General features: G+C 53.9%; 27 protein-coding genes. 15 read left to right on the top strand and 12 right to left on the bottom strand.

What is annotated here, in order from left to right:
* The first annotated feature begins 113 nt into the window (after nucleotides 1-113).
* From C6A40_RS17315 to pspG, 3 genes are all read left to right on the top strand, one after another.
* Nucleotides 114-1,424 (top strand): conjugal transfer protein TraF, encoded by a 1,311-nt coding sequence (locus tag C6A40_RS17315; protein WP_021242754.1) that lies wholly within the window; start codon nucleotides 114-116, stop codon nucleotides 1,422-1,424.
* Between the two features lie 82 nt (nucleotides 1,425-1,506).
* The gene (gene dusA / locus C6A40_RS17310) at nucleotides 1,507-2,502 is read left to right on the top strand and encodes a tRNA dihydrouridine(20/20a) synthase DusA (RefSeq protein ID WP_045335154.1); all 996 of its coding nucleotides are present in this window, start codon (nucleotides 1,507-1,509) and stop codon (nucleotides 2,500-2,502) included.
* Nucleotides 2,503-2,638: 136 nt separating this feature from the next.
* Complete coding sequence (gene pspG / locus C6A40_RS17305; RefSeq protein ID WP_008503373.1) at nucleotides 2,639-2,881, top strand: envelope stress response protein PspG; 243 nt, start codon at nucleotides 2,639-2,641, stop codon at nucleotides 2,879-2,881.
* A 184-nt stretch (nucleotides 2,882-3,065) separates the two neighbouring features.
* On the opposite strand, the gene C6A40_RS17300 is transcribed toward pspG, so the two are convergent.
* Nucleotides 3,066-4,049, bottom strand: a complete 984-nt coding sequence (locus tag C6A40_RS17300; RefSeq protein WP_045335155.1) for a quinone oxidoreductase — start codon at nucleotides 4,047-4,049, stop codon at nucleotides 3,066-3,068.
* Between the two features lie 60 nt (nucleotides 4,050-4,109).
* On the opposite strand from C6A40_RS17300, the gene dnaB reads away from it, so the two are divergent.
* Both dnaB and alr read left to right on the top strand, forming a co-directional pair.
* Complete coding sequence (dnaB, locus tag C6A40_RS17295; protein WP_008503375.1) at nucleotides 4,110-5,522, top strand: replicative DNA helicase; 1,413 nt, start codon at nucleotides 4,110-4,112, stop codon at nucleotides 5,520-5,522.
* A 16-nt stretch (nucleotides 5,523-5,538) separates the two neighbouring features.
* A complete protein-coding gene (alr, locus tag C6A40_RS17290; protein WP_045335156.1) occupies nucleotides 5,539-6,618 on the top strand; it encodes an alanine racemase in 1,080 nt (359 codons plus the stop codon).
* Between the two features lie 40 nt (nucleotides 6,619-6,658).
* Here alr and C6A40_RS17285 read toward each other — a convergent pair whose 3' ends face one another.
* Nucleotides 6,659-7,213: a hypothetical protein gene (locus C6A40_RS17285; RefSeq protein WP_045335157.1), complete on the bottom strand. Its 555-nt coding sequence runs from the start codon at nucleotides 7,211-7,213 to the stop codon at nucleotides 6,659-6,661.
* 302 nt (nucleotides 7,214-7,515) lie between these two features.
* On the opposite strand from C6A40_RS17285, the gene C6A40_RS17280 reads away from it, so the two are divergent.
* On the top strand, nucleotides 7,516-8,109 hold the full coding sequence (locus C6A40_RS17280) for a helix-turn-helix transcriptional regulator (protein WP_239991053.1): 594 nt from the start codon (nucleotides 7,516-7,518) through the stop codon (nucleotides 8,107-8,109).
* 92 nt (nucleotides 8,110-8,201) lie between these two features.
* Here C6A40_RS17280 and C6A40_RS17275 read toward each other — a convergent pair whose 3' ends face one another.
* The 7 genes from C6A40_RS17275 to C6A40_RS17245 form a co-directional block, all read right to left on the bottom strand.
* Entirely contained in the window at nucleotides 8,202-8,486 is a 285-nt protein-coding gene (locus tag C6A40_RS17275) for a hypothetical protein (RefSeq protein WP_045335159.1), read from the bottom strand.
* A gap of 1 nt (nucleotide 8,487) precedes the next feature.
* The gene (locus C6A40_RS17270) at nucleotides 8,488-8,892 is read right to left on the bottom strand and encodes a hypothetical protein (RefSeq protein ID WP_045335161.1); all 405 of its coding nucleotides are present in this window, start codon (nucleotides 8,890-8,892) and stop codon (nucleotides 8,488-8,490) included.
* Nucleotides 8,893-8,963: 71 nt separating this feature from the next.
* A complete protein-coding gene (locus C6A40_RS17265) occupies nucleotides 8,964-9,500 on the bottom strand; it encodes a hypothetical protein (RefSeq protein WP_049107607.1) in 537 nt (178 codons plus the stop codon).
* Nucleotides 9,501-9,524: 24 nt separating this feature from the next.
* On the bottom strand, nucleotides 9,525-10,007 hold the full coding sequence (locus C6A40_RS17260; RefSeq protein ID WP_045335163.1) for a ribonuclease domain-containing protein: 483 nt from the start codon (nucleotides 10,005-10,007) through the stop codon (nucleotides 9,525-9,527).
* A gap of 14 nt (nucleotides 10,008-10,021) precedes the next feature.
* Nucleotides 10,022-10,471 (bottom strand): lysozyme, encoded by a 450-nt coding sequence (locus C6A40_RS17255; protein ID WP_045335165.1) that lies wholly within the window; start codon nucleotides 10,469-10,471, stop codon nucleotides 10,022-10,024.
* Entirely contained in the window at nucleotides 10,471-11,073 is a 603-nt protein-coding gene (locus C6A40_RS17250; protein ID WP_072050929.1) for a DUF2589 domain-containing protein, read from the bottom strand. Before C6A40_RS17250 ends, C6A40_RS17255 begins: the two co-directional genes overlap by 1 nt.
* A gap of 75 nt (nucleotides 11,074-11,148) precedes the next feature.
* Entirely contained in the window at nucleotides 11,149-11,706 is a 558-nt protein-coding gene (locus C6A40_RS17245) for a DUF2589 domain-containing protein (RefSeq protein WP_045335167.1), read from the bottom strand.
* 206 nt (nucleotides 11,707-11,912) lie between these two features.
* Between C6A40_RS17245 and tyrB the strand changes: the two genes are divergently transcribed.
* The 4 genes from tyrB to C6A40_RS17225 all read left to right on the top strand — a co-directional run bounded on the left by tyrB (nucleotide 11,913) and on the right by C6A40_RS17225 (nucleotide 14,959).
* The gene (tyrB, locus tag C6A40_RS17240; protein ID WP_045335168.1) at nucleotides 11,913-13,106 is read left to right on the top strand and encodes an aromatic amino acid transaminase; all 1,194 of its coding nucleotides are present in this window, start codon (nucleotides 11,913-11,915) and stop codon (nucleotides 13,104-13,106) included.
* Nucleotides 13,107-13,359: 253 nt separating this feature from the next.
* A complete protein-coding gene (gene aphA / locus C6A40_RS17235) occupies nucleotides 13,360-14,073 on the top strand; it encodes an acid phosphatase AphA (protein WP_021242762.1) in 714 nt (237 codons plus the stop codon).
* 113 nt (nucleotides 14,074-14,186) lie between these two features.
* Entirely contained in the window at nucleotides 14,187-14,603 is a 417-nt protein-coding gene (locus C6A40_RS17230; protein WP_008503381.1) for a secondary thiamine-phosphate synthase enzyme YjbQ, read from the top strand.
* Nucleotides 14,604-14,605: 2 nt separating this feature from the next.
* Nucleotides 14,606-14,959, top strand: coding sequence for an MmcQ/YjbR family DNA-binding protein (locus C6A40_RS17225; RefSeq protein ID WP_008503382.1), 354 nt, complete (start codon nucleotides 14,606-14,608; stop codon nucleotides 14,957-14,959).
* A gap of 3 nt (nucleotides 14,960-14,962) precedes the next feature.
* Here the strand turns inward: C6A40_RS17225 and uvrA are convergent, their stop codons facing one another.
* Entirely contained in the window at nucleotides 14,963-17,785 is a 2,823-nt protein-coding gene (uvrA, locus tag C6A40_RS17220; protein WP_045335169.1) for an excinuclease ABC subunit UvrA, read from the bottom strand.
* A 251-nt stretch (nucleotides 17,786-18,036) separates the two neighbouring features.
* Here uvrA and ssb1 point away from each other — a divergent pair, with 251 nt between their 5' ends.
* Nucleotides 18,037-18,561 (top strand): single-stranded DNA-binding protein SSB1, encoded by a 525-nt coding sequence (gene ssb1 / locus C6A40_RS17210; RefSeq protein ID WP_008503384.1) that lies wholly within the window; start codon nucleotides 18,037-18,039, stop codon nucleotides 18,559-18,561.
* A 62-nt stretch (nucleotides 18,562-18,623) separates the two neighbouring features.
* Here ssb1 and C6A40_RS17205 read toward each other — a convergent pair whose 3' ends face one another.
* The gene (locus C6A40_RS17205; protein ID WP_008503385.1) at nucleotides 18,624-18,905 is read right to left on the bottom strand and encodes a YjcB family protein; all 282 of its coding nucleotides are present in this window, start codon (nucleotides 18,903-18,905) and stop codon (nucleotides 18,624-18,626) included.
* A gap of 635 nt (nucleotides 18,906-19,540) precedes the next feature.
* Here C6A40_RS17205 and C6A40_RS17200 point away from each other — a divergent pair.
* A complete protein-coding gene (locus C6A40_RS17200; RefSeq protein ID WP_023293514.1) occupies nucleotides 19,541-21,106 on the top strand; it encodes an EAL domain-containing protein in 1,566 nt (521 codons plus the stop codon).
* 6 nt (nucleotides 21,107-21,112) lie between these two features.
* Here C6A40_RS17200 and soxS read toward each other — a convergent pair whose 3' ends face one another.
* Entirely contained in the window at nucleotides 21,113-21,439 is a 327-nt protein-coding gene (soxS, locus tag C6A40_RS17195; RefSeq protein ID WP_008503387.1) for a superoxide response transcriptional regulator SoxS, read from the bottom strand.
* A 98-nt stretch (nucleotides 21,440-21,537) separates the two neighbouring features.
* Between soxS and soxR the strand changes: the two genes are divergently transcribed.
* The 3 genes from soxR to ghxP all read left to right on the top strand — a co-directional run bounded on the left by soxR (nucleotide 21,538) and on the right by ghxP (nucleotide 24,674).
* Nucleotides 21,538-21,996 carry a redox-sensitive transcriptional activator SoxR gene (soxR, locus tag C6A40_RS17190; RefSeq protein ID WP_008503388.1) on the top strand — a complete coding sequence of 153 codons (459 nt, stop codon included), beginning with the start codon at nucleotides 21,538-21,540 and terminating at the stop codon, nucleotides 21,994-21,996.
* A gap of 362 nt (nucleotides 21,997-22,358) precedes the next feature.
* Entirely contained in the window at nucleotides 22,359-23,030 is a 672-nt protein-coding gene (locus C6A40_RS17180) for a glutathione S-transferase family protein (protein ID WP_008503389.1), read from the top strand.
* Nucleotides 23,031-23,324: 294 nt separating this feature from the next.
* Nucleotides 23,325-24,674, top strand: a complete 1,350-nt coding sequence (gene ghxP, locus C6A40_RS17175; protein WP_008503390.1) for a guanine/hypoxanthine transporter GhxP — start codon at nucleotides 23,325-23,327, stop codon at nucleotides 24,672-24,674.
* Nucleotides 24,675-24,678: the final 4 nt, after the last annotated feature.

Raw genomic sequence — 24,678 nt, 5'->3', positions numbered from 1 at the left:
TACTTAGGGAAAGAAATAGCGGGTCTTTTACTACTTATTCACAGCAATAGTTCGTTCCTGTTTGGGTGATAACAGACAGGGGTTATTTCATAACAGACTATAACGGGCATACTGTGAAAAAAAATTTTAAATTTTCGGTGGTTAGCATTGCTGTCTCCTTGTTTATGGCAAATCAGGCGGGAGCAGCCAATACCTGGACAGAATCACGCAGCGACGCAATGGGTGGCACCGGCGTGGCTTCGGGAAGCTATGGTAGTGGGGCGTTAATCAACCCCGCGCTGCTGGCAAAGGCAAAGCCGGACGATGATGTGACGGTCATATTGCCTTCGGTTGGCGCGCAAATCACGGATGAAGACAATCTTCAGGACGAGATTGATAACATCAACGACAAAATTAATCACTACAAGGATGTGGTTGATAATCTCACGCCACGAGAAATTATCACCAATCCATTAGGTTCCATTAATCAATTCCAGGGCGCGGCCAAAGATCTGGCCGATGAGCTGGATTATCTCAAAGGCAAAACCGCACGCGCAACGGCAGGGGCAGGGCTTGCGGTGAGTATCCCTAACGATGTCCTTTCGGTAGCCTTCATGGCGAAAGGCTATGCCCATGGCCGGGTGAGCTCGTCTATCGATCAGCAAGATATTGATTACCTTCGCCGTATTCAACGAAGCAATGTCGTGGCTGCCGGTGTCGCGCTGGACGCTGCGCTGAATGGTACGGATCAGATCACCAAAAACCTCAACTCAACGGCATCCGGCCGGGCGGCGATAGTCTCCGATTACGGTGTTGCTGTTGCCCGTCAGTTCGATCTGGGTGGCGTCCCGGTTTCCGTGGGGGTTACGCCAAAACTGCAAAAAACCTGGGTCTATAACTACACCACGTCAATCTACGATTACGACAGTAACAAGTGGAACGACAGCCGCTACCGCACTGACGATACGGGCTTCAACGTGGATGCCGGTATTGCGGCCGATTTCGGCGAACACTGGACCGTGGGCGTGAGCGGACAAAACCTGATGTCGCGTGATATCGACACCAAAGACATCCGTATTCGCAACGGCCGTACGGGAGAAGTGGTGAGCTATAAAGACACCTATCAGATCCGTCCGCTGGTGACCGCCGGTGCTGCCTGGCACAACGACCTGGTGACGCTGACCGCCGATGGCGATCTGACCGAAACCAAAGGCTTCAAGAGCGAAGATACATCGCAGTACGTGGGTGTTGGTGCCGAGGTGACGCCGCTGAGCTGGCTGGCGGTGCGTGCGGGTTATCGTGCCGACGTGAAGGGTAACGACAGCAATGTCTTTACCGGCGGTGTCGGTTTCGCGCCGTTTAGCACCGTGCATGTTGACCTGATGGGCCTGTACGGTGAAGACGAAACCTGGGGCGCAGGGGCTCAGCTGAGCATGACGTTCTAAAGTCCACCGGAGGCGCTGCGCCTCCGGCTTTTCTTTGTGCTATAGTAGCGCCCCTTTTCCACCAGATGCTTAAAACTTCGCCATGTCGTCAGAATTACAGACCGCTTTCCCTGCACACCGTTTTTCCATTGCGCCGATGCTCGACTGGACGGACAGACACTGCCGCTATTTCCTGCGCCAGCTCTCCCGCCGTACGCTGCTGTACACCGAAATGGTGACCACAGGCGCAATCATTCACGGCAAGGGCGACTATCTGGCCTATAGCGAAGAAGAGCATCCGGTTGCCCTGCAGCTGGGCGGCAGCGATCCGGCCGCCCTGGCGCAGTGCGCGAAGCTGGCTGAAGCGCGCGGCTACGACGAGATCAACCTCAACGTTGGCTGCCCGTCCGATCGCGTGCAAAACGGCATGTTCGGCGCCTGCCTGATGGGGAACGCGCAGCTGGTGGCGGACTGTATCAAGGCGATGCGCGACGTCGTTTCCATTCCGGTGACGGTCAAAACCCGCATCGGCATTGACGACCAGGACAGCTACGAATTCCTGTGCGATTTCATCAATACGGTCTCCGGCAAGGGCGAATGCGAGATGTTCATCATCCACGCGCGAAAAGCCTGGCTCTCCGGCCTGAGCCCGAAAGAGAACCGTGAGATCCCGCCGCTGGACTACCCGCGCGTGTATCAGCTGAAGCGTGACTTCCCGCACCTGACGATGTCCATTAACGGCGGCATCAAGTCGCTGGAAGAGGCCAAAGCGCATCTTGAACATATGGATGGGGTGATGGTCGGGCGCGAGGCGTATCAGAACCCGGGCATTCTGGCGACGGTCGATCGCGAAATCTTTGGCATCGAAGGTGCAGACACCGATCCGGTTGGCGTCGTGCGTGCGATGTATCCTTACATTGAGCGCGAGCTGAGCAACGGTACGTATCTCGGCCATATCACTCGCCATATGCTTGGGCTGTTCCAGGGCATTCCGGGCGCGCGTCAGTGGCGTCGCTACCTGAGCGAAAACGCGCATAAAGCCGGGGCCGATATTGAGGTGCTGGAACATGCGTTGCGCCTGGTGGCGGACAAGCGATAACTTTCGCTAAAAGTTCGTCAAATTCACCACGCCCTGCGAATTCTCGCGGGGCGTTTTGCTTTAAGAACAACATGTTATGTCTGGCATGATTCTTGTAATGTTTGCAGCATCATTCGGGAACTCGTGGGAGAGCACCATGCTGGAACTACTTTTTGTGATTGGCTTTTTTGTCATGCTGTTAGCAACGGGCATTTCGCTGCTCGGCATTCTGGCGGCTATCGTGGTGGCGACGGTCGTCATGTTTATTGGCGGATTGTTTGCCCTGACGATCAAACTGCTGCCGTGGTTACTGCTGGCCGTGGCGGTGGTGTGGGTGATACGGGCGATTAAATCGCCAAAAGTGCCCAGTTATCAGCGCAATAACCGCTTTCGTTACTAAGGTATTGAGGGGTTCGTCACAGAGTTGTAACTTTTCCGGCAGCCTGGCTTAGAACAGAATAGGATTTACTTATCGAATCTGTCACTATGACTGCCGTTAAAGAATTCATCGCGCTGTACCCTACATACAGCCGAACTAAAAAAAGAAAGGGCTTCCCACGGGAAGCCCAATTTCTTTTTGGGGCTCAGGGAATCAATAAACTCGACCCCTGCGTTGCCCGGCTCTCCAGCACCTCATGCGCACGCTGCGCATCGGCTAGCGGGTATTTCTGCGCTTCTGCCACATCCACCTTAATGACGCCGCTGGCGATCAGCGAGAACAGCTCGTTGCTGGCTTCCTCAAGTTCTTCCCGGTTGGTGATGTAGCCCTGCAGGGAAGGGCGCGTGACGTACAGCGAGCCTTTCTGGTTCAGGATGCCGAGATTCACGCCGGTGACAGCACCTGACGCATTCCCGAAGCTCACCATCAGCCCACGACGCTGCAGGCAGTCCAGCGACGCTTCCCAGGTATCTTTCCCTACCGAGTCATACACCACGCGCACCTTTTTGCCGCTGGTGATCTCCTTCAGCCGTTCGACAATGCTCTCTTCACGGTAGTTAATCACCTGCCAGGCACCCGCCTGCAGCGCGCGCTGGGCTTTTTGGGCATTGCCCACGGTGCCGATCAGTTTTGCGCCCAGCGCTTTTGCCCACTGACAGGCGATGAGCCCGACGCCACCCGCCGCGGCATGAAACAGGAACTGCTCGTCGGGTTTAATTTCATAGGTTTTGCGCAGCAGGTAGTAAACGGTTAACCCTTTCAGAAAGGAGGCCGCCGCCTGCTCAAAGGAGATGGCGTTGGGCAGCAGGGCGGCTTTATCCGCCGGGACGTTGTGGACGGAACTGTAAGCGCCCAGCGCAGATTGCGCGTACACCACGCGGTCGCCTTCTTTAATATGCTTAACCGCGCTGCCCACTTTGACGACGACGCCGGCCGCCTCGGTGCCCAGTCCGCTCGGCATCGACGGAGGCGGGTAGAGCCCGCCGCGAATATAGGTGTCGATGTAGTTTATGCCGATGGCTTTGTTTTCAACCTGCACTTCGTTTTCGCCAGGCGCGGTGGGGGTGAACTCCACCGCGTTGAGTACGTCAGGGCCACCATGCTTGTGAAATTCAATACGTGTTGCCATGCTTCCTCCAGAATGTGGTAATCTTTCGACCCACTCTTTATCTCGGTAACTCCATTCACTATGGCAGGAAACAAACCCTTCAACAAACAGACTGAACCTCGCGAGCGGGATTTCCAGGTCGCAGGGTTAAAAGTCCCGCCGCACTCGATTGAAGCGGAACAGTCGGTGTTGGGCGGTTTAATGCTGGATAACGAACGCTGGGACGACGTCGCCGAGCGCGTGGTGTCTGAGGATTTCTACACCCGTCCGCACCGTCATATCTTTACCGAAATGGCGCGCCTGCAGGAGTCGGGTAGCCCAATTGACCTGATCACGCTCGCGGAATCGCTGGAGCGTCAGGGACAGCTGGACAGCGTCGGCGGGTTTGCCTATCTGGCAGAACTGTCAAAAAACACGCCAAGTGCGGCAAACATCAGCGCTTATGCCGACATCGTGCGTGAACGTGCCGTTGTCCGCGAGATGATCTCGGTGGCGAATGAGATCGCCGAAGCGGGTTTTGATCCGCAGGGTCGCACCAGTGAAGATCTGCTCGACCTTGCCGAGTCCCGCGTCTTCAAAATCGCCGAAAGCCGCGCCAACAAAGACGAAGGCCCCAAAAACATCGCCGACGTCCTCGACGCCACCGTTGCCCGTATCGAACAGCTGTTCCAGCAGCCGCACGACGGTGTGACCGGGGTGAACACCGGCTATGACGATCTCAACAAAAAAACCGCCGGTCTGCAGCCGTCGGATTTGATTATCGTCGCCGCGCGTCCGTCGATGGGTAAAACGACATTTGCGATGAACCTCGTCGAAAATGCGGCGATGTTGCAGGATAAGCCGGTACTGATTTTCAGCCTTGAGATGCCCTCCGAGCAGATCATGATGCGTTCTCTGGCATCGCTGTCACGCGTGGACCAGACCCGCATCCGTACCGGTCAGCTCGACGATGAGGACTGGGCGCGCATCTCCGGCACCATGGGCATTCTGCTGGAAAAACGTAACATCTATATTGATGACTCCTCCGGCCTGACGCCGACGGAAGTCCGTTCCCGCGCGCGTCGTATCGCCCGCGAACACGGCGGTATCGGCCTTATCATGATCGACTACCTTCAGCTGATGCGCGTCCCGTCGCTCTCCGACAACCGTACGCTGGAGATCGCCGAAATTTCCCGCTCGCTCAAGGCGTTAGCCAAAGAGCTGCACGTGCCGGTGGTGGCGCTGTCGCAGCTTAACCGCTCTCTGGAACAACGTGCCGACAAGCGCCCGGTCAACTCCGACCTGCGTGAATCCGGCTCGATCGAGCAGGATGCCGACTTAATCATGTTTATCTACCGTGATGAGGTTTATCACGAGAACAGCGACCTGAAAGGGATCGCCGAAATTATTATTGGTAAACAACGTAACGGCCCGATCGGGACGGTGCGTCTGACCTTTAACGGCCAGTGGTCGCGTTTCGACAACTATGCCGGTCCTCAATATGATGATGAGTAATTTCTAAGGAATTCAAATGCAAGCGGCAACTGTTGTCATTAACCGCCGCGCTCTGCGACACAACCTGCAACGTCTGCGTGAACTGGCACCCGCCAGCAAGCTCGTTGCAGTCGTGAAAGCGAACGCTTACGGACACGGTCTTCTTGAGACCGCGCGAACGCTCCCCGATGCCGACGCCTTTGGCGTCGCCCGTCTTGAAGAAGCCCTCCGCCTGCGCGCGGGGGGGATTACCCAGCCGATTCTGCTCCTCGAAGGCTTTTTCGAAGCCACCGATCTGCCAACCATCGCAGATCAGCATCTGCACACGGCGGTACACAACGAAGAACAGCTGGCCGCACTGGAAACCGCCGAGCTGAGCGAGCCGGTGACCGTGTGGATGAAGCTTGATACGGGCATGCACCGTCTGGGCGTGCGTCCGGAAAGCGCCGAAGCGTTTTATCAGCGTTTATGCCGGTGTAAAAACGTGCGCCAGCCGGTGAATATTGTCAGCCACTTCGCCCGTGCCGATGAGCCCGAGTGCGGTGCGACCGAGCGGCAGCTGGATATCTTTAATACATTCTGCGAAGGCAAGCCGGGGATGCGCTCGATCGCCGCATCCGGCGGGATCCTGCTGTGGCCGCAGTCGCATTTCGACTGGGCGCGACCGGGCATCATTCTTTACGGCGTGTCGCCGCTGGAGAATAAACCCTGGGGACCGGACATGGGTTTCCAGCCGGTGATGTCTCTGGTGTCTACTCTGATTGCCGTGCGTGAACACAAAGCCGGTGAACCGGTGGGCTATGGTGGCACCTGGACCAGCGAGCGCGACACGCGTCTCGGCGTGGTGGCGATGGGCTACGGCGACGGCTATCCGCGCGCTGCACCAACGGGTACGCCGGTGCTGGTTAACGGTCGCGAGGTGAAGATCGTTGGGCGCGTGGCGATGGACATGATTTGCGTCGATCTGGGGTTAGAAGCGCAGGATAAACCCGGCGACGATGTGGTGATGTGGGGGGAAGGTTTACCCGTTGAACGTATTGCTGAAATCACTAAAGTGAGTGCTTACGAACTTATCACCCGCCTGACGTCGCGGGTGGCGATGAAGTATCTGGATTGATCCGCAAAATGGTGGCTCCTGGGGAGCCACCGTCACCGTTTTACGGACGAAGCAGCATTACAAAGGTTCCGGCAATAATCGGTTGCTTGTTCGCCCTGTTAATCACTCGTACCGCGTGTTGCCCCTGATGCTCGACAACATCAAGGTCCAGGTTTGCATAGTGTTCAACGTGCACCTGGTTGATGTCCGGGGAAGGGATCACATGAACAAACCCGGTAGTGGTCCGGTAAATCACTGTCGCATGCCCGACACCGATGATCATTGCACTATAGCCAGCCAGATAGTGTTGAGTCTCCTGCTCTAGCGCCTGACGATTAACGTAATCTCCCAGCATTGACGGAGTGATAATCCGGCAGCCAGCTCCTTTTAGATCGGTACGTGCCAGGTTACGATTAACATCATCCTCATTCGGCGCCTGCGCAGCGAGACCGGGAAGATGGTGGGCAACCTGAAGTGCATCCCACTGGTTTTCGAGAATATCGTTGCGGGAATAGGTACCGAAATTAGCCAGAACCATCTGCAGGCAATTCGGGAAGCACGAATTCTGAAAAACCATATTTTTATAATTAAAACCATATTGATTGGACCACGGCATATGTTTCTCCTTGGTTAATTGTGTTTACAGCACAGAAATAATAAACAGCAGCGTTATGAATGAATATATGCTCTGTGGGAAATGCTATTTTTCGTAGAAAATGATGCAGAACATTATTTGTGGATTGTACTCCTGCTTCATCTTGATGTTAGTCATGCTGTATATGATATTTACCCTATGGCAAATGATGTTTTATAAGATCTTAATTAGCGCTCATACTCATTTTTGGAATATGTTGATGTTAATATTCATAACCTAAAAGAATAGTACTTGGATGAGGTTAAGTTGAGATGAATATATTGATGATCGATGAATTACCGATCTACATTCATAGTATGAAAAATGAACTGAAGAGAGTCATGCCAGAATGTACTTTTTCTGCTACTAACAGCTACGAAGATGCAAAAGAAGTGCTCAAGTCGATGCCTGTTTCGATTGTGCTGCTTGATGGCGATATGGACTATTCTAAGTTTGTTGAAGAGCTTGAGCTTGAATGGCCGATGGTGCCGATAGTGATCATGTTCCGTAAAGCATGCGAGCGAAATTTTAACCTTTATCAGCATCATAATATTAGAGGTGTTTTCACAAAATCACTCTCTGCTGAAAAAATAGTACAAGTTATCAATGTAGTGTTGTCGGGAGTTATCTGTATCCCAGAGCAAGTAATTATGCAGGGTTCCGCAACGACAATTAATTCACCCGTTCTTATGCTTAGCCAGCGGCAAAAGGAAGTATTGAGCTTGCTGGCAAATGGCGGAACAAACAAGCAAATCGGTAGAGCATTGAACATTAGTGCTGGTACCGTCAAGGTCCATCTGGAATCAATATTTCATCGTTTGCAGGTGAATAACCGCACACAAGCAGCAAGGTTATATTTTAAATACATTGATAAATGAGTTATCATTTATACTCCGTTATATCCTGAAAACTTTTTATTTAAAAATGCGTGACAACGATGGCATTTGTCACGCATTTTGTCATGCGATAATTATCTTGCTAAAAAGAAACGAATGATGATCATTAAGGTGCCAGCATCCTGAAGAAACCAAAAAGGAACACTTGCGCTAAAATTATCATGGCCTGTCAACAAACTTTCAATGTTTAATCCGCTTTGTGCAAATAGCCCAAAAGCTATCGCGGCAAATCCTATCTTATAGAGGATAGGCTGTTTTTTAATTCTATTACTGTAAGCGCAAAAGAGAATAATAAAAGAAATAACAAGGTCCAGCATGATTGTTATAAATAACATCCACCAGTCTGTTACGCTGCTCATGTTAGTCCTCTTTATCAGTATTAATAAGGGATGCGTCGGGGAGTGCTTCATTACGTACTCTTTTCTTGATGACTGAGGCGACATCAAAAATATCTTGCTGCTCGTGACGGCGAAAAAAATTTGCCAACCAAACAATAAGACCATTGCTCATTGCTCCGAGAATATAACCTAATCCCAGGGTGATATCCGACTGGTTTAAATCAATCTTCAACCATCTTGCGGCCAGACCGCCTAACGCTACGGCGGCACCCATACTGATTCCACCAAATATAATGCCTGCAATGAACTTACTATGCTGATGTAAGCGCTGTGGTTGCCAAAAAAAAGATATACTGACACCACCGAATAATCCTGCGAGAGCCAGGAGTGAAGCGCTAATTAAAGCTGGAGGAACGGAGGTATACATGACAATCTCCTCATTGATAACAAGACCCTCGCAGGAGGGTCTTTTTGTGAATAAAAGCCACATTATTATGTCTATTTGACATATTTGGTCAGTGTCTGACCAACGCCATTTATAAATATTTGCTGCTTATAGCTTTGTAGCGCTACGTTATCAACCAGGTCGTTTGGTATAATGATTTCCATATCGTTACTATCTTCGTTATTGTAACATTTAAAGTAGAAACGATAGCGGGCTAGTGTGGGTATTAACAAATCACTATCCGCTACGGGAATTTCTATTCTGCGTAATGCTTCTTTAATTTCATTTAATAATGCCGTCTTGTCCTGCACCGGGGATTTAAATCTCTCATCCTGGCATACAATAATACGCGCAGGTGTAGTTATGTTCACAATGTTCAGATAGGCCGTCCCATTCCCCTGATTGTCAGTGCAATCTGGCATATAGCCGAATGTCAGGGTTTCCGTACTACCCGTATAAAATCCAGACCATTCATCATTGTTTGTTGCCTCACTACGATACTTCGTTGAATCCCAGTCTTTTGCTTTATATTTGCAGGCCTTGTAGCCGAGCACGCCTGCTGGGAGACATTCTGTTTTCAGTTCCATCATGCTTCTCCGGTGTTAACGTATGGATTAATTGCAGGCGTTTACTTCCACTAAATGTTGGTATTTATCGGTGGTGATATAGCGCTGAGGTCCGGAAAGGGTGTAGATCAGTCGTTTGGTCCCCCGGTATCCTTTAGAAACATCAATATCGGCGCTAAACCAGGATTGTGCTGAGGGAAGTTTTGAACTGACATAGTTATCCCCGCCTATCCATTTGTTATTGGTGGGTTTAATACCCCAAAGTGTTTCTGTTTCATTACCCGACCATCCCTGACGTTTCGCTTCATCACTGGTGATGTAGCGCGGCGGCAGTCGCCCAGTTTGTGTGAGACTGCGCAATGTTTTTGCCAGATCATCCACATCATTTATTCGGGCGGTACCCTGTAAAGACAGGAAGGTATTAACGTCCTTAATCTCACTCTCGCAGGTGGGTAACGCTGCATTGACCTGCATAACGGTAAGCAGGGGTACAAAGAAAATCACTTTTTTTAAAGCCACAGATGATGTCATGTTAACCTCCAAATTTAACCAAGAAATAACTTCATTTCCGCCTCGCGGCGACGCGTCAGACCGGCCAATACCTTCCCGCCTGCCTTATTCCAGCTTTTGAACTGCAGTGCGGCACCCTGAACATCGCCCGCGTTGAATTTTTTTAGCAGCGTTGATTTCTTTAAATTGCCAACGCCGAGGTTGAAGGCGAAGGAAACCAGCGCGTCGAATTGCGCCTGCGTTGCTGGCTGGTTCAGCAGCTTTTTCACGCCGTCCTCGGTGCGTTTCAAATCTTTGCGCAGCAGATCTTTGGCTTCGCCGGTAGTAATTTTGGTGAGCTTTTCCATCTCCTCTTTGAGGATCAAATGGCCATAGCCGATGGTCCATAAACCTACGGCATCGCGATAACGCTCCAGCTTCAGTCCTTCAAACTGGCAAATCAGCTGAATACCCTTGTCACCTGTACGTTCTGGTTGTGTGTGCATTACGGAGTCTCCTCTGCTTTCGGACGGGGAATCACCTTGTTGGTGTATTCGTCAATCAAGCGCATAACGCTTTCCGGTGGCTCAAGCGCGGTAAACTGCATCTCCACATCGACGTGGCGGCTGTCACGCCCGCCTTTGTTATCGCTGGAAGGCGAAAGGCTGACATGAAAGCGACCAAATTCGTTTTCACCGGACTGGCGGGAAGGTGCCTGCATGCCTTCCGTACGGATCGTCAGGTTGACCTTCATTTTCTCCAGCATCAGCCCGCGCGGCGTTGAAAGTGCGACCAAGGGCAGGTCAAAGTAGTGCTTTTCATCCAGTGCCAGCTGTACCGTGCGTGGAACCAACGAACCGTCCTCAGCAGGTTCGAAAAAGGGATCCAGCGCTTTCATATACTGCTGAGCAATCAGTTCGTTGGCTGCCGTGGCCGCGTACTGCATCCCGCGCGTGATATCTTCAAGCGAGATCGGCACGCCGGGAATATCGGCTGGCGGCGTAGGGGGCGTGTTTTCCTGTACCAGCGGCGTGCCTTCATCCTCTTTGCCCGTCCTGTTTTCCGGCTCTTCATCCTTGCCGCCGCGCAGCCATTTTTTAAAAGACATATTTCGCTCCTGGAAAAAGGGCTACCCGGGTAGCCCCTGCGTTACGGAATCGCACGTATGTCGCGGCGTGGAAGATTATTGCGCGGCGACAGGCTTGGTTTTGGCGTTGGTCAGGTAGTCAATTACGCGCTGCAGAGCTTCTGGTGGCTCCTGGCGTTTGATCTGGGTATGAATGGAGTATTTCGCGCGTGTATCGGTCGAACGGGTCTGCTCCGATTTATGGGAGACCTTGCCGGTCATTTTGGCTTTAAAGACACCCCAGCCGACGGACGCTTCCACGGAGGCCTCCGCTTCGGTACTGCTGGAACTGGCTTCGCTCTGGCTCACTTCCAGCTCAAAGTCGATGGTGCCGTCTTCGATACAGATGATAGGGTGCGTGATCGCCGCCAGCAGCGGAATGCTCATCTTGCGGGTCACGCTGCCTTTGTTCACGCCTTGTTCGTCTACCACGGTTTCGTCGTAGTCGAACTCGATCGCGACGGCTTTGCCGTCTTTAATGCAGACAGAGAGCAGGAAGTCGGTATAGGACTTGCTCGCCTGAACCTGTGCTTTGATCATCGCCTGCAGCGGACCGCCGATCATATGCTCCAGCGGCAGGGCGTTAATAACTGAACCAATAAATTGTGAATCCATGATGTGAACTCCTTGAATCAGTGAATGCGCGGTTGCGCAGGAGTCACATTACGGAAAGCGAGAAGGGGAAAATATTGGGTAAATGTCATGGCTAAAGGACGCAAAAAACCTATGCCGATCGCAGGATAATCTTAAGGGGTGGTGTTGCGTGATATTCCGGTTTATTGTTGAAATCCCTGCCTCATCGAATTCCGGAGAACCATCGCGTGTTTCAGAAAGTTGACGCCTATGCCGGCGACCCTATCCTCTCCTTAATGGAGCGTTTCAAAGAAGATCCTCGCAGCGACAAAGTGAACCTCAGCATCGGTCTGTATTACAACGAGGATGGCATTATTCCTCAATTAAAAGCGGTTGCCGAAGCCGAAGCGCGTCTGAACGCGGTTCCACACGGCGCGTCTCTGTATCTGCCGATGGAAGGGCTAAACGCTTATCGCCACACCATTGCACCGCTGCTGTTCGGCGCCGATCACGCTGTGCTCGCGCAAAAACGCGTGGCGACCATCCAGACGCTGGGCGGCTCGGGCGCGCTGAAAGTGGGTGCAGACTTCCTGAAAAAATACTTCCCGGATTCAGGCGTGTGGGTCAGCGACCCGACGTGGGAAAACCACGTTGCGATCTTCGAGGGCGCGGGCTTTAAGGTGGCGACCTATCCGTGGTTCGACAGCGAAACGAACGGCGTGCGCGTTGACGCGCTGCTGGAAAAGCTGAACACGCTGCCAGCGCGCAGTATTGTGCTGCTGCACCCATGCTGCCATAACCCAACCGGGGCGGATCTCACCCATGCCCAGTGGGATGCGGTGATCGAGGTGCTGAAGACCCGCGACCTAATCCCGTTCCTCGACATTGCCTACCAGGGCTTTGGCGCGGGTATGGAAGAAGACGCCTATGCCATCCGTGCCGCTGCCAGCGCCGGGCTGCCTGTACTGGTGAGTAACTCCTTCTCTAAGATCTTCTCCCTGTACGGTGAACGCGTTGGTGGCCTGTCCGTGGTGTGTGAAGACGCCGAAGCGGCGGGCCGCGTGCTGGGCCAGCTGAAAGCGACGGTGCGCCGTATCTACTCCAGCCCACCAAACTTTGGTGCTCAGGTGGTGGCGACGGTTCTCGGTGACGAAACGCTGAAAGCATCCTGGCTTGCCGAAGTGGAGGCGATGCGTAAGCGCATCCTGTCGATGCGTCAGGAGCTGGTTAACGTCCTGAAAGAGGCTGTGCCAGGGCATAACTTCGACTATCTGCTCAAGCAGCGCGGGATGTTCAGCTATACCGGACTGAGCGCGGCGCAGGTCGATCGCCTGCGCGAAGAGTTCGGTGTCTACCTGATCGCCAGCGGCCGTATGTGCGTGGCGGGCCTGAATGCCAGCAACGTTCACCGCGTGGCGCAGGCGTTTGCAGCTGTGATGTAAGTACTCACTACTTTTTATCTCCCTCTCCCTGTGGGAGAGGGCATCAGGCCGCAGAAAATCTTGCCCGGTGGCGGCTGCGCCTGCGCCTTACCGGGCCTACATCACTCATCCACACTTTGTGATCGTCTTCTTTTTATTCCGCTTCATAAGCAAAAACTCCTTCCCTTCACCTCCCGCTGGGGTTAAGGTCGGATAGTTTTTTGACCATTCACTCAAAATAAAACGATAACAAGCTGAATATTCAGGGGAAAATATGCGCAAGATCACACTGGCGCTCAGCGCCGCCTGCTTATTGTTCTCACTTAATAGCGCCGTCGTCGCACGTGCCTCGGCGCCGACGCCGCTTTACACCGGCACCACCGCCGCCATGCTTGCCGAACAGGCGCCCATTCACTGGGTCTCCGTGGCCCAAATCGAAAACAGCCTGATGGGACGCGCACCAATGGCCGTGGGCTTCGACATTGACGATACCGTGCTGTTCTCAAGCCCTGGCTTCTGGCGCGGCAAAAAAATGTATTCACCGGACAGCGAAGCGTATCTGAAGAATCCGGAGTTCTGGGAAAAAATGAATAACGGCTGGGACGAGTACAGCATCCCGAAAGAGGTCGCCCGGGCGCTTATTGCTATGCACGTTAAGCGCGGTGACAGCATTTACTTCGTTACCGGCCGTAGCCAGACCAAAACGGAAACCGTCTCCAGAACACTGCAGGACGATTTCCAGATCCCGGCTGCCAATATGAATCCGGTCATTTTTGCGGGTGACAAAGAGGGGCAAAACACCAAAATCCAGTGGCTGGAAAAGAAAAACATCAAAGTGTTTTATGGCGATTCGGATAACGACATTACCGCCGCGCAGGATGCTGGTGCCAGAGGGATCAGGGTGTTACGCGCGTCTAACTCGACCTATCGACCGCTGCCGATGGCCGGAAAGTTTGGTGAAGAGGTGATCGTCAACTCGGAGTATTAAGCCTCTGGCAGCGAGTTTGACTCTTTTTTAATCAAATCTCGCTGCTGCGGGTTTTACCTTTCGCCTTCTTGCTGCACACTTAGAAAGATTCATCTTTCATTACGGAGCAGCAGATGTGGTACCAACAGACCCTGACCTTAAGCGCTAAACCACGCGGTTTTCACCTGGTGACGGATGAAGTCATCGGGCAGCTCCGCGACCTGTCGCGGGTCAAAACGGGTTTGCTGCATCTGCTGCTTCAGCACACGTCAGCCTCTCTCACGCTGAATGAAAATTGCGATCCCACCGTCCGGTCTGACATGGAGCGTCATTTTCTGAAGAGCGTCCCGGACAACGCGCCCTACGAGCATGACTATGAGGGGGCGGACGATATGCCTTCGCATATCAAATCTTCCCTGCTGGGCGTATCGCTGATGCTGCCGGTCCACAACGGACGGCTGCTGTTGGGCACGTGGCAGGGGATCTGGCTGGGAGAGCATCGCATTCACGGTGGTTCGCGTAAAATTATCGCCACGCTACAAGGGGAATAAAGATGACAATTTCGGAGATACTTCAGTACTGCATGAGCAAGCCCGGCGCGGAGCAGAGCGTCCATAGCGACTGGAAAGCCACGCAGGTTAAGGTGGGGGATGTGCTGTTTGCGATGGTGAAAGAGGTGGAGGGCCGTCCGGCGGCGTCGCTGAAAACCAGCCCTGAACTGGCGGATTTACTGCGTCAGCAGCATGATGACGTGAGGCCGAGCCAGCACCTCAATAAGGCGCACTGGAGCACCGTCTATCTGGATGGATCGATTCCAGGCTCGCAAATTTACTACCTGGTGGACGCGTCCTATCAGCAGGCGGTTGAGCTGCTGCCGGAAACGACCCGACAGCAACTCTCCGTGTGACAATTACAGCAACGGTTTAAGGAAGCGCGCGGTGTGCGAGGCTTCGCACTCTGCAACGGTCTCTGGCGTACCGGAGACGAGGATTTCACCGCCGCCGCTGCCGCCTTCCGGGCCAAGATCGACAATCCAGTCCGCGGTTTTAATCACGTCCAGGTTATGCTCGATGACCACGATGGTGTTGCCCTGATCGCGCAGCTGATGCAGCACGTCCAGCAGCTGCTGGATGTCGGCAAAGTGCAGACCGGTGGTCGGCTCATCCAGGATATACAGCGTCTGACCGGTGCCGCGTTTTGACAGCTCGCGCGCCAGCTTCACGCGCTGCGCTTCACCGCCGGACAGCGTCGTGGCGGACTGCCCCAGACGAATGTAGGTCAGGCCGACGTCCATCAGCGTCTGCAGCTTACGCGCCAGCGCGGGAACGGCGTCAAAGAACTCGCGCGCCTCTTCGATGGTCATATCCAGCACTTCGTGGATGGTCTTGCCCTTGTACTTAATCTCCAGCGTTTCGCGGTTATAGCGCTTGCCTTTGCACTGGTCGCACGGCACGTAGATATCCGGCAGGAAGTGCATCTCAACCTTGATCACGCCGTCGCCCTGGCACGCTTCACAGCGACCGCCGCGCACGTTAAAGCTGAAACGTCCCGGCGTGTAGCCGCGTGAACGCGCTTCCGGCACACCGGCAAACAGTTCACGTACGGGCGTGAAAACACCGGTATAGGTTGCCGGGTTAGAGCGTGGCGTACGGCCAATCGGGCTCTGGTCGATGTCGATAACCTTATCGAAATGCTCCAGCCCCTGGATGTCGCGGTACGGTGCCGGTTCGGCCAGCGTCGCGCCGTTCAGCGCCGTCTGCGCAATCGGGAACAGCGTATCGTTGATCAGCGTCGATTTACCGGAACCGGACACGCCGGTAATGCAGGTAAACAGGCCCACCGGCAGCGTCAGGGTAACGTCTTTCAGGTTGTTGCCGCGCGCGCCGGTCAGCTTCAGCACTTTTTCCGGGTTCGCCGCCACGCGCTGTTTTGGTACTTCAATCTTGCGCTTGCCGCTCATGTACTGGCCGGTCAGCGACTCGGGCACCGCCATAATGTCCTTCAGCGTGCCTTCCGCCACCACCTGGCCGCCGTGCACGCCAGCGCCCGGGCCAATGTCGATCACGTGGTCTGCGGCGCGGATCGCGTCTTCGTCGTGCTCCACCACGATCACCGTGTTACCGAGGTTACGCAGGTGAACCAGGGTGCCGAGCAGACGTTCGTTATCGCGCTGGTGCAGGCCGATGGACGGCTCATCGAGCACGTACATCACGCCCACCAGGCCCGCACCAATCTGGCTCGCCAGACGAATACGCTGGGCTTCACCGCCGGAGAGCGTTTCTGCCGAGCGTGAAAGCGTCAGGTAGTTCAGGCCGACGTTCACCAGGAACTTCAGGCGATCGCCAATCTCTTTCAAGACTTTTTCAGCGATTTTCGCGCGCTGGCCGGACAGCTTCAGGTTATTGAAGAAGTCCATCGCGTGGCCGATGCTCATGTCTGAGATGGTCGGCAGCGCCGTATTTTCCACAAACACGTGGCGCGCTTCGCGACGCAGGCGCGTGCCCTCGCAGGTGGCGCAGGAGCGGTTGCTGATGAACTTCGCCAGCTCCTCGCGCACCGCGCTGGATTCGGTCTCTTTGTAGCGGCGCTCCATATTGTGCAGCACCCCTTCAAACGGGTGGCGACGCACGGAGGTATCGCCGCGATCGTTCATATACTTGAACTCGATGTTCTCTTTGCCAGAACCGAACAGGATCACTTTGTGTACGTTCGGGCTCAGGCTGGCCCACGGCGCTTCCACGTCGAACTTGTAGTGCTCCGCCAGCGACTTCAGCATCTGGAAGTAATAGAAGTTACGCTTGTCCCAGCCGCGAATGGCGCCACCCGCCAGCGACAGCTCCGGATTCTGGATCACGCGGTCCGGGTCGAAATACTGCTGGACGCCCAGACCGTCACACGTCGGGCAGGCGCCCGCCGGGTTGTTAAACGAGAACAGGCGCGGTTCCAGCTCGCGCATGCTGTAGCCGCAAATCGGGCAGGCAAAGTTGGCGGAGAAGAGCAGCTCTTCCCCCTGCGGGTCGTCCATGTCGGAAACCACGGCCGTGCCGCCGGAGAGCTCCAGCGCCGTTTCAAACGATTCTGCGAGACGCGTGGCGAGATCGTCACGCACCTTAAAGCGGTCAATCACCACCTCTATGGTGTGCTTCTTCTGCAGTTCTAGCTTGGGCGGGTCGGACAGGTCACACACTTCGCCGTCAATACGGGCGCGGATATAGCCCTGGCTTGCCAGGTTTTCCAGCGTTTTGGTGTGCTCACCCTTACGCTCTTTAATGATTGGTGCCAGCAGCATCAGGCGTTTGCCTTCCGGCTGCGACAGCACGTTATCCACCATCTGGCTCACGGTCTGTGCCGCCAGCGGGACGTCGTGGTCCGGGCAGCGCGGCTCACCCACGCGGGCATACAGCAGACGCAGGTAGTCATGAATTTCAGTAATGGTACCGACCGTGGAGCGCGGGTTATGCGACGTGGACTTCTGCTCGATAGAGATAGCAGGAGACAACCCTTCAATGTGGTCGACATCCGGTTTTTCCATCAGCGACAGGAACTGACGCGCGTACGCCGAGAGCGATTCAACGTAACGACGCTGTCCTTCGGCATACAGAGTGTCGAAAGCCAGTGAGGATTTGCCAGACCCCGAAAGCCCGGTCACGACAATGAGTTTGTCGCGAGGGATTATGAGGTTGATATTCTTGAGATTGTGGGTGCGGGCGCCCCGAACTTCGATCTTATCCATTCACCTTTCCCGGTTGGAACACGGATTGCCTGGTTTGTTTGAAGGACAAACGGCTGTCAGAAACGGCTAATTATGACACAATTTGACCTGTTTGAATATACAGTATTGGAATGCATTTTCTGACGGACTGTGTAACAATGTTATGTTCGCACGAGAACTCTGGAATCCATCTCGCAGCTATCAAAATGCAGCGTGGAAATGGTACACTCGCGCGTTTACACTATTAAGAAACGTATTCAGGAGACACGAACATGGCCAGCAGAGGCGTAAACAAGGTGATTCTCGTCGGTAATCTGGGCCAGGACCCGGAAGTACGCTACATGCCGAGTGGTGGCGCAGTTGCCAACATTACGCTGGCTACTTCCGAATCCTGGCGTGATAAAGCGACCGGTGAGATGAAAGAGCAGACCGAATGGCACCGCGTTGTGCTGTTTGGCAAACTGGCAGAAGTGGCCGGTGAGTATCTGCGTAAAGGTTCTCAGGTCTATATCGAAGGCCAGCTGCGTACCCGCAAATGGACCGATCAGTCCGGTGCTGAGAAGTACACCACTGAAGTCGTGGTTAACGTCGGCGGCACCATGCAGATGCTGGGTGGCCGTCAGGGCGGTGGCGCACCAGCAGGTGGCGGCCAGCAGCAGGGCGGTTGGGGTCAGCCTCAGCAGCCACAGGGCGGCAACCAGTTCAGCGGCGGCGCGCAGTCTCGTCCGCAGCAGCAGTCTGCTCCGGCGCCGTCTAACGAACCGCCAATGGATTTCGACGACGACATTCCGTTCTGATTTGTGCGTCCTTCAAACAAAAAACCCAGACATCGTCTGGGTTTTTTTATTCCATAAAGGGATCAGGTAATCACCATTGGCCAGTCTGGTGGCGTGTGGCTCATCGCTTCAACCATCACCACTTTGATATTTTCCCAGACGGCGGCGATATCCAGCAGGGTAATGCCAAGCAGCCCCGTTGCAAACCAACATGCTGCACCCAGCCCCAACAGCGTGCTGATGACAGCGAGACCCGCGTAGTCAGATTTACGAAACTGAATGTTCAGCGTGCTGGCCAAAAACATCAGTACCGCACTCAACAAAGGCCAGCGCAGGAGAACCATGCTGGTAGTAATGGTTGCCATAAACCCATCCTCTACAAAACAGACGACCTGAATGAAACAGTGTTTCTCGTTACAGAATATGTGTGAACTATATCACATTTGTTGATTTATTCGCCAGTGTCTGTGCGATCAAAAAACGATTTTTATTCCTCAGGTAAAGAGTGTGTGCAGGCTGGCCCTGCCTTCGGCGCGCGAGGAGGCGCCCCCCAGCGTGCCGGAAACGTTCATCGGGCTAGTGGTGATACCTCAAATTCGGTTTTTATAAGAGGGGCTCAGTCGAATCATAAAATAGTGCGGCGAAGACTGATTATTTATAAATCAACGCACACAATGCCCCACAGTAAATAGCATAAAACGTCATGATAAAGGTGCGCTTTTTTCATGCTGCCAGAAGTTTGGCTTAATCAACGATCGTCTGTTGTGTTATCTTCCCTCCGTCCTCGAGGGCTGGATAATTATTTTCCTTAATTGAAACGGAACGAATACTTACAGTTTCACTTACGGGAAAATATTATCGTCATAACGAAATTTAAGATTTTTAATACGAAAAGTCAGTTGCTAACTTCGCATGATTCATGCAACGTAATCACCTGTTTAACACAGCATCCGGCCTTCATTACTACAGGCGTACAACATGCAGGGATATAGGGCGGGAAATGAATCGTAGCGCGCGGCGCAAGATGCTCAGGGTGGTAGGGATCATCATGGTAGTTATGCTGCCGGTGATGCTTGCGCTATGGTTTGCCCAGCTAAGAGCCGTGTCTGAAACAAGCGCCCAGCTACGGACATTTGCTGAACTGGCTTTAGACAAAACTGAGCTGGTTATACAACAGGTTGATCTGGCCCGGGACGAGGCAGAAAAATATCGGGGCGAGCTCTGTACCCCGGGACACCGTCAATATATGTTGAACGTTGTTCGTGGTCGCCTGTTTGTTGCCGATTTAATTTACGCTGAAGGTCAGAATTTTCTTTGTTCGACCGTTTTTACACCGGATCAACCCTACGCCATACCCGTCGCTAATTACACGCGAAAACCTGACGTCGCTATCTATTATTATCGCGACACCCCATTTTATACTGGCTATAAAATGACATATATGCAGCGCGGAAATTATGTAGTGGTCGTTAATCCACTTTCATACAGCGAAGTCATGTCCGCGGATCATTCTCTCTCGTGGGGGGTTTACGACACGGTAACCAATGCTTTCTTTTCCGTCAGTCAGAAAGCCAACGTTTCGTTATTAAATTCGCTGATTCGGGATAAGGAATCGGTATTTCAAAAAGATAACCGCTTTTATACGATCGTCACATCCCCTAAAAGACCGATTGCGGCCATCGTGTCGACATCGAATAAACGCTTTTATGAAACGCTTTATCATCAGGCGACATTAACACTGCCGCTGGGCATGATCTGCAGCATTATTATTTTGCTGGTCTGGTCCCGTACTCATCGTGAGCTTAATTCGCCGGGGCGTTTACTGCATCGGGCGCTGAACAAACGCCAGCTTTGCGTGCACTATCAACCGATTATTGATATTAAGAACAACCGGTGTGTCGGCGCGGAGGCGTTGTTACGCTGGCCGGGTTTTAACGGGCAGGTGATGAGCCCGGCTGAGTTTATTCCGCTGGCTGAAAATGAGGGGATGAGCGAGCGGATTACGGATTACGTCGTTGAGGAAGTGTTCAGCGATTTGGGCCATTTCCTGGCCGAGCATCCTCATCTCTATATTTCGATTAACCTGTCGGCCACGGATTTCCACTCCTCGCGGCTGATCGCCATGATTTCTGAGAAGGCTCGCCACTACGCCGTCCGCGCGCAGCAAATCAAAATTGAAGTGACGGAACGCGGTTTTATCGATGTGCCTAAAACCACGCCGGTGATTCAGGCTTTCCGTCAGGCGGGGTATGAAGTGGCGATCGATGATTTCGGTACCGGCTATTCGAACCTGCACAACCTCTATTCGCTGAACGTCGATATTCTGAAAATCGATAAATCGTTTATCGATACCTTAACGACCAACAGCACCAGCCATCTGATCGCCGAGCATATTATCGAGATGGCGCAAAGCCTGCGGCTGAAAACCATTGCGGAAGGGGTCGAGACGGCAGAGCAGGTGAGCTGGCTGTTGAAGCGCGGCGTCCAGTTTTGTCAGGGATGGCACTTCGCGAAAGCGATGCCGCCCCAGGAATTTATGACCTGGCAGCAGCAACCTTTGCACTGAGCGTGATTAATTCAACTGGTGGCGATAGTCGCTCGGCGTGCGGTCAAACTCGCGGCGAAACACGCGGGAAAAGGTTTGTTGCGACACATAGCCAAGATCCATCGCGATATCAAAAATCGGCCGCTGCGTTGAGCGTAGCGCCTGCGCCGCCAGCAGCAGCCTGCGCTGACGAATGTACTCACCCAGCGTCTGGTGCATGACCGTGCGGAACATTCTCTGTAAATACCATTTCGAATAGCCCGACTTTTTCGCGACCACATCAATGTTCAACGGTTGGTCGATATGATCGTCAATCCATTCAATAAGCGTCTGAATAATCTGCTGATGCGACATAAGGTTGCCCCTCTGTAGATACAACTTTCTCGGTTGATTCGTCGTTTTCTCTGCGGGGGAGTATAATTCCTCAAGTTAACTTGAGGTAAAGAGGTTTTATGGAAAAGAGATTGCCGCGCATTAAAGCGCTGTTAACACCCGGCGAAGTGGCAAAGCGAAGCGGCGTTGCGGTATCGGCGCTCCACTTCTATGAAAGCAAAGGGTTAATTAAAAGCATCCGCAACGGCGGCAACCAGCGTCGCTATACTCGCGACGTGCTCCGCTACGTGGCGATTATCAAAATTGCGCAACGAATCGGCATTCCCCTGGCTACCATTGGAGAAGCATTTGGCGTGCTGCCGGAAGGGCATACGCTGAGCCCGAAAGAGTGGAAAGAGCTTTCATCCCAGTGGCGAGAAGAGCTGGACAGGCGTATCCATACGCTGGTCGCGCTGCGTGATGAGCTGGACGGTTGTATCGGCTGCGGCTGCCTGTCGCGCAGCGACTGCCCGTTGCGTAACCCCGGCGACAAACTGGGCGAGCAGGGGACGGGAGCGCGGTTGCTGGAAGAGGATTGAGATCGGTTTGCCGGGTGGCGGCTGCGCCTTACCCGGCCTACAAAACCGAGAACGTAGGGCGGGTAAGCGAAGCGCCACCCGGCAAAACCCCGCATAATAAAGAACTAAAGCGCCACGAAGGGCGCTTTAGTTTTTCCCGGTCTTTGTCTTTCTCTCTATCCCGCTGGTTCACGGGAGGGTTTCCCCCGACGTCAGCACCCCTCATGTCGAGCTGGTTGGGGAGGTTCCGGATTGTGCTGACACTTTAATTCTATGCAAGACCCGTTTTTTCGCCAGCGTCGCTGACCGGTTTTTAGCCGAATTTTTTTCGCGGTGTTGTTCGATTTTCTATAGTTAAAAAGTATGAATAACAGGAGAAAACCATGCTCACGGTACACCACCTTAACCAGTCGCGCTCGCACCGCGTGATCTGGGCGCTGGAAGAACTCGGTCTGCCTTATGAGATCGTTCACTATCAGCGCGAAAAGAACATGCTTGCGCCGGAGGCTCTCAAAAAGGTGCATCCGTTGGGCAAATCGCCGGTCATCGAAGATAACGGGCTGATCCTCGCGGAGTCTGGCGCCATTCTGGAGTATCTGCAGGAAACATACGATGCCGAGTCGCGGCTTAAGCCTTTAGATCCGGCGCATAAGGTGCAGTATCGCTTCTGGCTGCACTACGCGGAAGGATCGCTGATGCCGCTGCTGCTAATGAAGCTGGTCTTCAGCAGTCTCGGCAAGCCGCCGGTGCCGTTTGGTATCCGAACCCTGGGCAAAGCGCTTGGGCAGGGGGTGCAGAAAGCGTACCTTAACCGCCAGCTGGAAACCCATGCGCGCTTTATTGAGTCGCACCTTGCTAAAAACAGCTGGTTTGCCGGGGATTCGCTCAGCATGGCCGACATTCAAATGAGCTTCCCGATCTTTGCCCTGCTGGCGCGCGGCGGTATCGACAACCTGCCGCATAGTCAGGCATGGAAAACGAAAGTTGAAAACAGCCCCGGCTGGCAACGAACCCTGGCACAAGGGGGGCCGTTATCCATCCCGGGTGAGGATTGAAATGTAAACAAATTGCGCATAGACGATAACGTTTGCGCATCCTCTGTTTATTTCTTCAGCGTCATAAGGGAATTTTAGCGAAAAACGATAAAGTTCAGTTGAAAAGGGCGGGGATTAGGCTAGATAATCGTTTGCCTTAATTTGACCACCCGTTTGTAAGCGCGGAGCTAAACGTTTGCTTTTTTTGTGACGCCCTTTCGTCACAAACGCAACACAAGGATTTGACGTTTAGCTGGCAGTGGCGTCTCCACCTCGCTTACGGACTTCCTAAAAAACTCTCAGGGGATGTTTTCTATGTCTACGCCATCTGCGCGTACTGGCGGTTCACTTGACGCCATGTTTAAAATTTCGGCCCGCGGCAGCACCGTGCGCCAGGAAATCGTTGCCGGTTTGACAACGTTTCTGGCGATGGTTTATTCCGTCATCGTTGTGCCGGGTATGCTGGGCAAAGCGGGCTTCCCGCCAGCGGCTGTCTTTGTGGCGACCTGCCTTGTGGCCGGCGTGGGCTCTATCGTGATGGGCCTGTGGGCGAACCTGCCGCTGGCGATTGGTTGCGCCATCTCCCTGACCGCGTTTACCGCGTTCAGCCTGGTGCTGGGCCAGCACATCAGCGTACCGGTTGCGCTTGGCGCCGTGTTCCTGATGGGTGTGCTGTTTACCGTTATTTCAGCGACCGGCATCCGTAGCTGGATCTTGCGCAACCTGCCGCAGGGCGTGGCGCACGGTACCGGCATCGGCATCGGCCTGTTCCTGCTGCTGATCGCCGCCAATGGCGTCGGTCTGGTTATCAAGAACCCGCTCGACGGCCTGCCGGTTGCGCTGGGCCACTTCGCCAGCTTCCCGGTGATCATGTCGCTGATCGGCCTGGCGGTGATTATCGGTCTGGAAAAACTGAAAGTCCCGGGCGGCATTCTGCTGACTATTATCGGCGTGTCCATTGTGGGCCTGATTTTCGATCCGAACGTCCACTTCTCCGGCATTTTCGCCATGCCGTCGCTGAGCGATGACAAAGGCAACTCTCTGATTGGCAGCCTGGATATCGTTGGCGCGCTCAACCCGGTGATCCTGCCAAGCGTGCTGGCGCTGGTGATGACCGCCGTGTTTGACGCGACCGGTACCATTCGTGCGGTGGCCGGTCAGGCGAACCTGCTGGATAAAGACGGTCAGATTATTGACGGCGGCAAAGCGCTGACTACGGACTCCCTGAGCAGCGTCTTCTCGGGCCTGGTGGGCGCAGCGCCTGCGGCGGTGTACATCGAGTCCGCAGCGGGTACGGCGGCGGGCGGTAAAACCGGCCTGACGGCGATCACCGTGGGCGTGCTGTTCATGCTGATCCTGTTCCTCTCCCCGCTCTCCTATCTGGTTCCGGCGTACGCGACCGCGCCAGCGCTGATGTACGTTGGCCTGCTGATGCTGAGCAACGTGGCGAAAATCGACTTTGCGGATTTCGTTGACGCGATGTCTGGCCTGATTACCGCGGTCTTCATCGTACTGACCTGTAACATCGTGACCGGCATTATGATCGGCTTCGCGTCGCTGGTGATTGGTCGTCTGGTCTCCGGTGAATGGCGCAAGCTGAACGTTGGCACCGTTGTGATTGCCGTTGCGCTGGTGGCGTTTTACGCGGGCGGCTGGGCAATCTGAGTTG

Origin of the sequence: Enterobacter sp. GER_MD16_1505_Eko_090, from assembly GCF_003331015.1 — a bacterium.
Taxonomy (GTDB): Bacteria; Pseudomonadota; Gammaproteobacteria; order Enterobacterales; family Enterobacteriaceae; genus Enterobacter; species Enterobacter roggenkampii.
Note: the sequence above shows the minus strand (reverse complement) of the source record. Positions and strands in the feature narration are given on the sequence as shown.

Bases quoted from the DNA above. Each gene is read 5' to 3' on its own strand.
- dnaB (WP_008503375.1), top strand. From the start codon at position 4,110: ATGGCAGGAAACAAACCCTTCAACAAACAGACTGAACCTCGCGAGCGG.
- pspG (WP_008503373.1), top strand. From the start codon at position 2,639: ATGCTGGAACTACTTTTTGTGATTGGCTTTTTTGTCATGCTGTTAGCA.
- C6A40_RS17245 (WP_045335167.1), bottom strand. From the start codon at position 11,706: ATGGATTCACAATTTATTGGTTCAGTTATTAACGCCCTGCCGCTGGAG.
- C6A40_RS17260 (WP_045335163.1), bottom strand. From the start codon at position 10,007: ATGACATCATCTGTGGCTTTAAAAAAAGTGATTTTCTTTGTACCCCTG.
- C6A40_RS17200 (WP_023293514.1), top strand. From the start codon at position 19,541: ATGAATCGTAGCGCGCGGCGCAAGATGCTCAGGGTGGTAGGGATCATC.
- C6A40_RS17300 (WP_045335155.1), bottom strand. From the start codon at position 4,049: ATGGCAACACGTATTGAATTTCACAAGCATGGTGGCCCTGACGTACTC.
- C6A40_RS17225 (WP_008503382.1), top strand. From the start codon at position 14,606: ATGACAATTTCGGAGATACTTCAGTACTGCATGAGCAAGCCCGGCGCG.
- C6A40_RS17250 (WP_072050929.1), bottom strand. From the start codon at position 11,073: ATGTCTTTTAAAAAATGGCTGCGCGGCGGCAAGGATGAAGAGCCGGAA.
- ghxP (WP_008503390.1), top strand. From the start codon at position 23,325: ATGTCTACGCCATCTGCGCGTACTGGCGGTTCACTTGACGCCATGTTT.
- C6A40_RS17255 (WP_045335165.1), bottom strand. From the start codon at position 10,471: ATGCACACACAACCAGAACGTACAGGTGACAAGGGTATTCAGCTGATT.
- soxS (WP_008503387.1), bottom strand. From the start codon at position 21,439: ATGTCGCATCAGCAGATTATTCAGACGCTTATTGAATGGATTGACGAT.
- aphA (WP_021242762.1), top strand. From the start codon at position 13,360: ATGCGCAAGATCACACTGGCGCTCAGCGCCGCCTGCTTATTGTTCTCA.
- soxR (WP_008503388.1), top strand. From the start codon at position 21,538: ATGGAAAAGAGATTGCCGCGCATTAAAGCGCTGTTAACACCCGGCGAA.
- C6A40_RS17275 (WP_045335159.1), bottom strand. From the start codon at position 8,486: ATGAGCAGCGTAACAGACTGGTGGATGTTATTTATAACAATCATGCTG.
- ssb1 (WP_008503384.1), top strand. From the start codon at position 18,037: ATGGCCAGCAGAGGCGTAAACAAGGTGATTCTCGTCGGTAATCTGGGC.
- C6A40_RS17205 (WP_008503385.1), bottom strand. From the start codon at position 18,905: ATGGCAACCATTACTACCAGCATGGTTCTCCTGCGCTGGCCTTTGTTG.
- C6A40_RS17280 (WP_239991053.1), top strand. From the start codon at position 7,516: ATGATCGATGAATTACCGATCTACATTCATAGTATGAAAAATGAACTG.
- C6A40_RS17180 (WP_008503389.1), top strand. From the start codon at position 22,359: ATGCTCACGGTACACCACCTTAACCAGTCGCGCTCGCACCGCGTGATC.
- C6A40_RS17270 (WP_045335161.1), bottom strand. From the start codon at position 8,892: ATGTATACCTCCGTTCCTCCAGCTTTAATTAGCGCTTCACTCCTGGCT.
- C6A40_RS17265 (WP_049107607.1), bottom strand. From the start codon at position 9,500: ATGATGGAACTGAAAACAGAATGTCTCCCAGCAGGCGTGCTCGGCTAC.
- C6A40_RS17230 (WP_008503381.1), top strand. From the start codon at position 14,187: ATGTGGTACCAACAGACCCTGACCTTAAGCGCTAAACCACGCGGTTTT.
- C6A40_RS17285 (WP_045335157.1), bottom strand. From the start codon at position 7,213: ATGCCGTGGTCCAATCAATATGGTTTTAATTATAAAAATATGGTTTTT.
- alr (WP_045335156.1), top strand. From the start codon at position 5,539: ATGCAAGCGGCAACTGTTGTCATTAACCGCCGCGCTCTGCGACACAAC.
- uvrA (WP_045335169.1), bottom strand. From the start codon at position 17,785: ATGGATAAGATCGAAGTTCGGGGCGCCCGCACCCACAATCTCAAGAAT.
- dusA (WP_045335154.1), top strand. From the start codon at position 1,507: ATGTCGTCAGAATTACAGACCGCTTTCCCTGCACACCGTTTTTCCATT.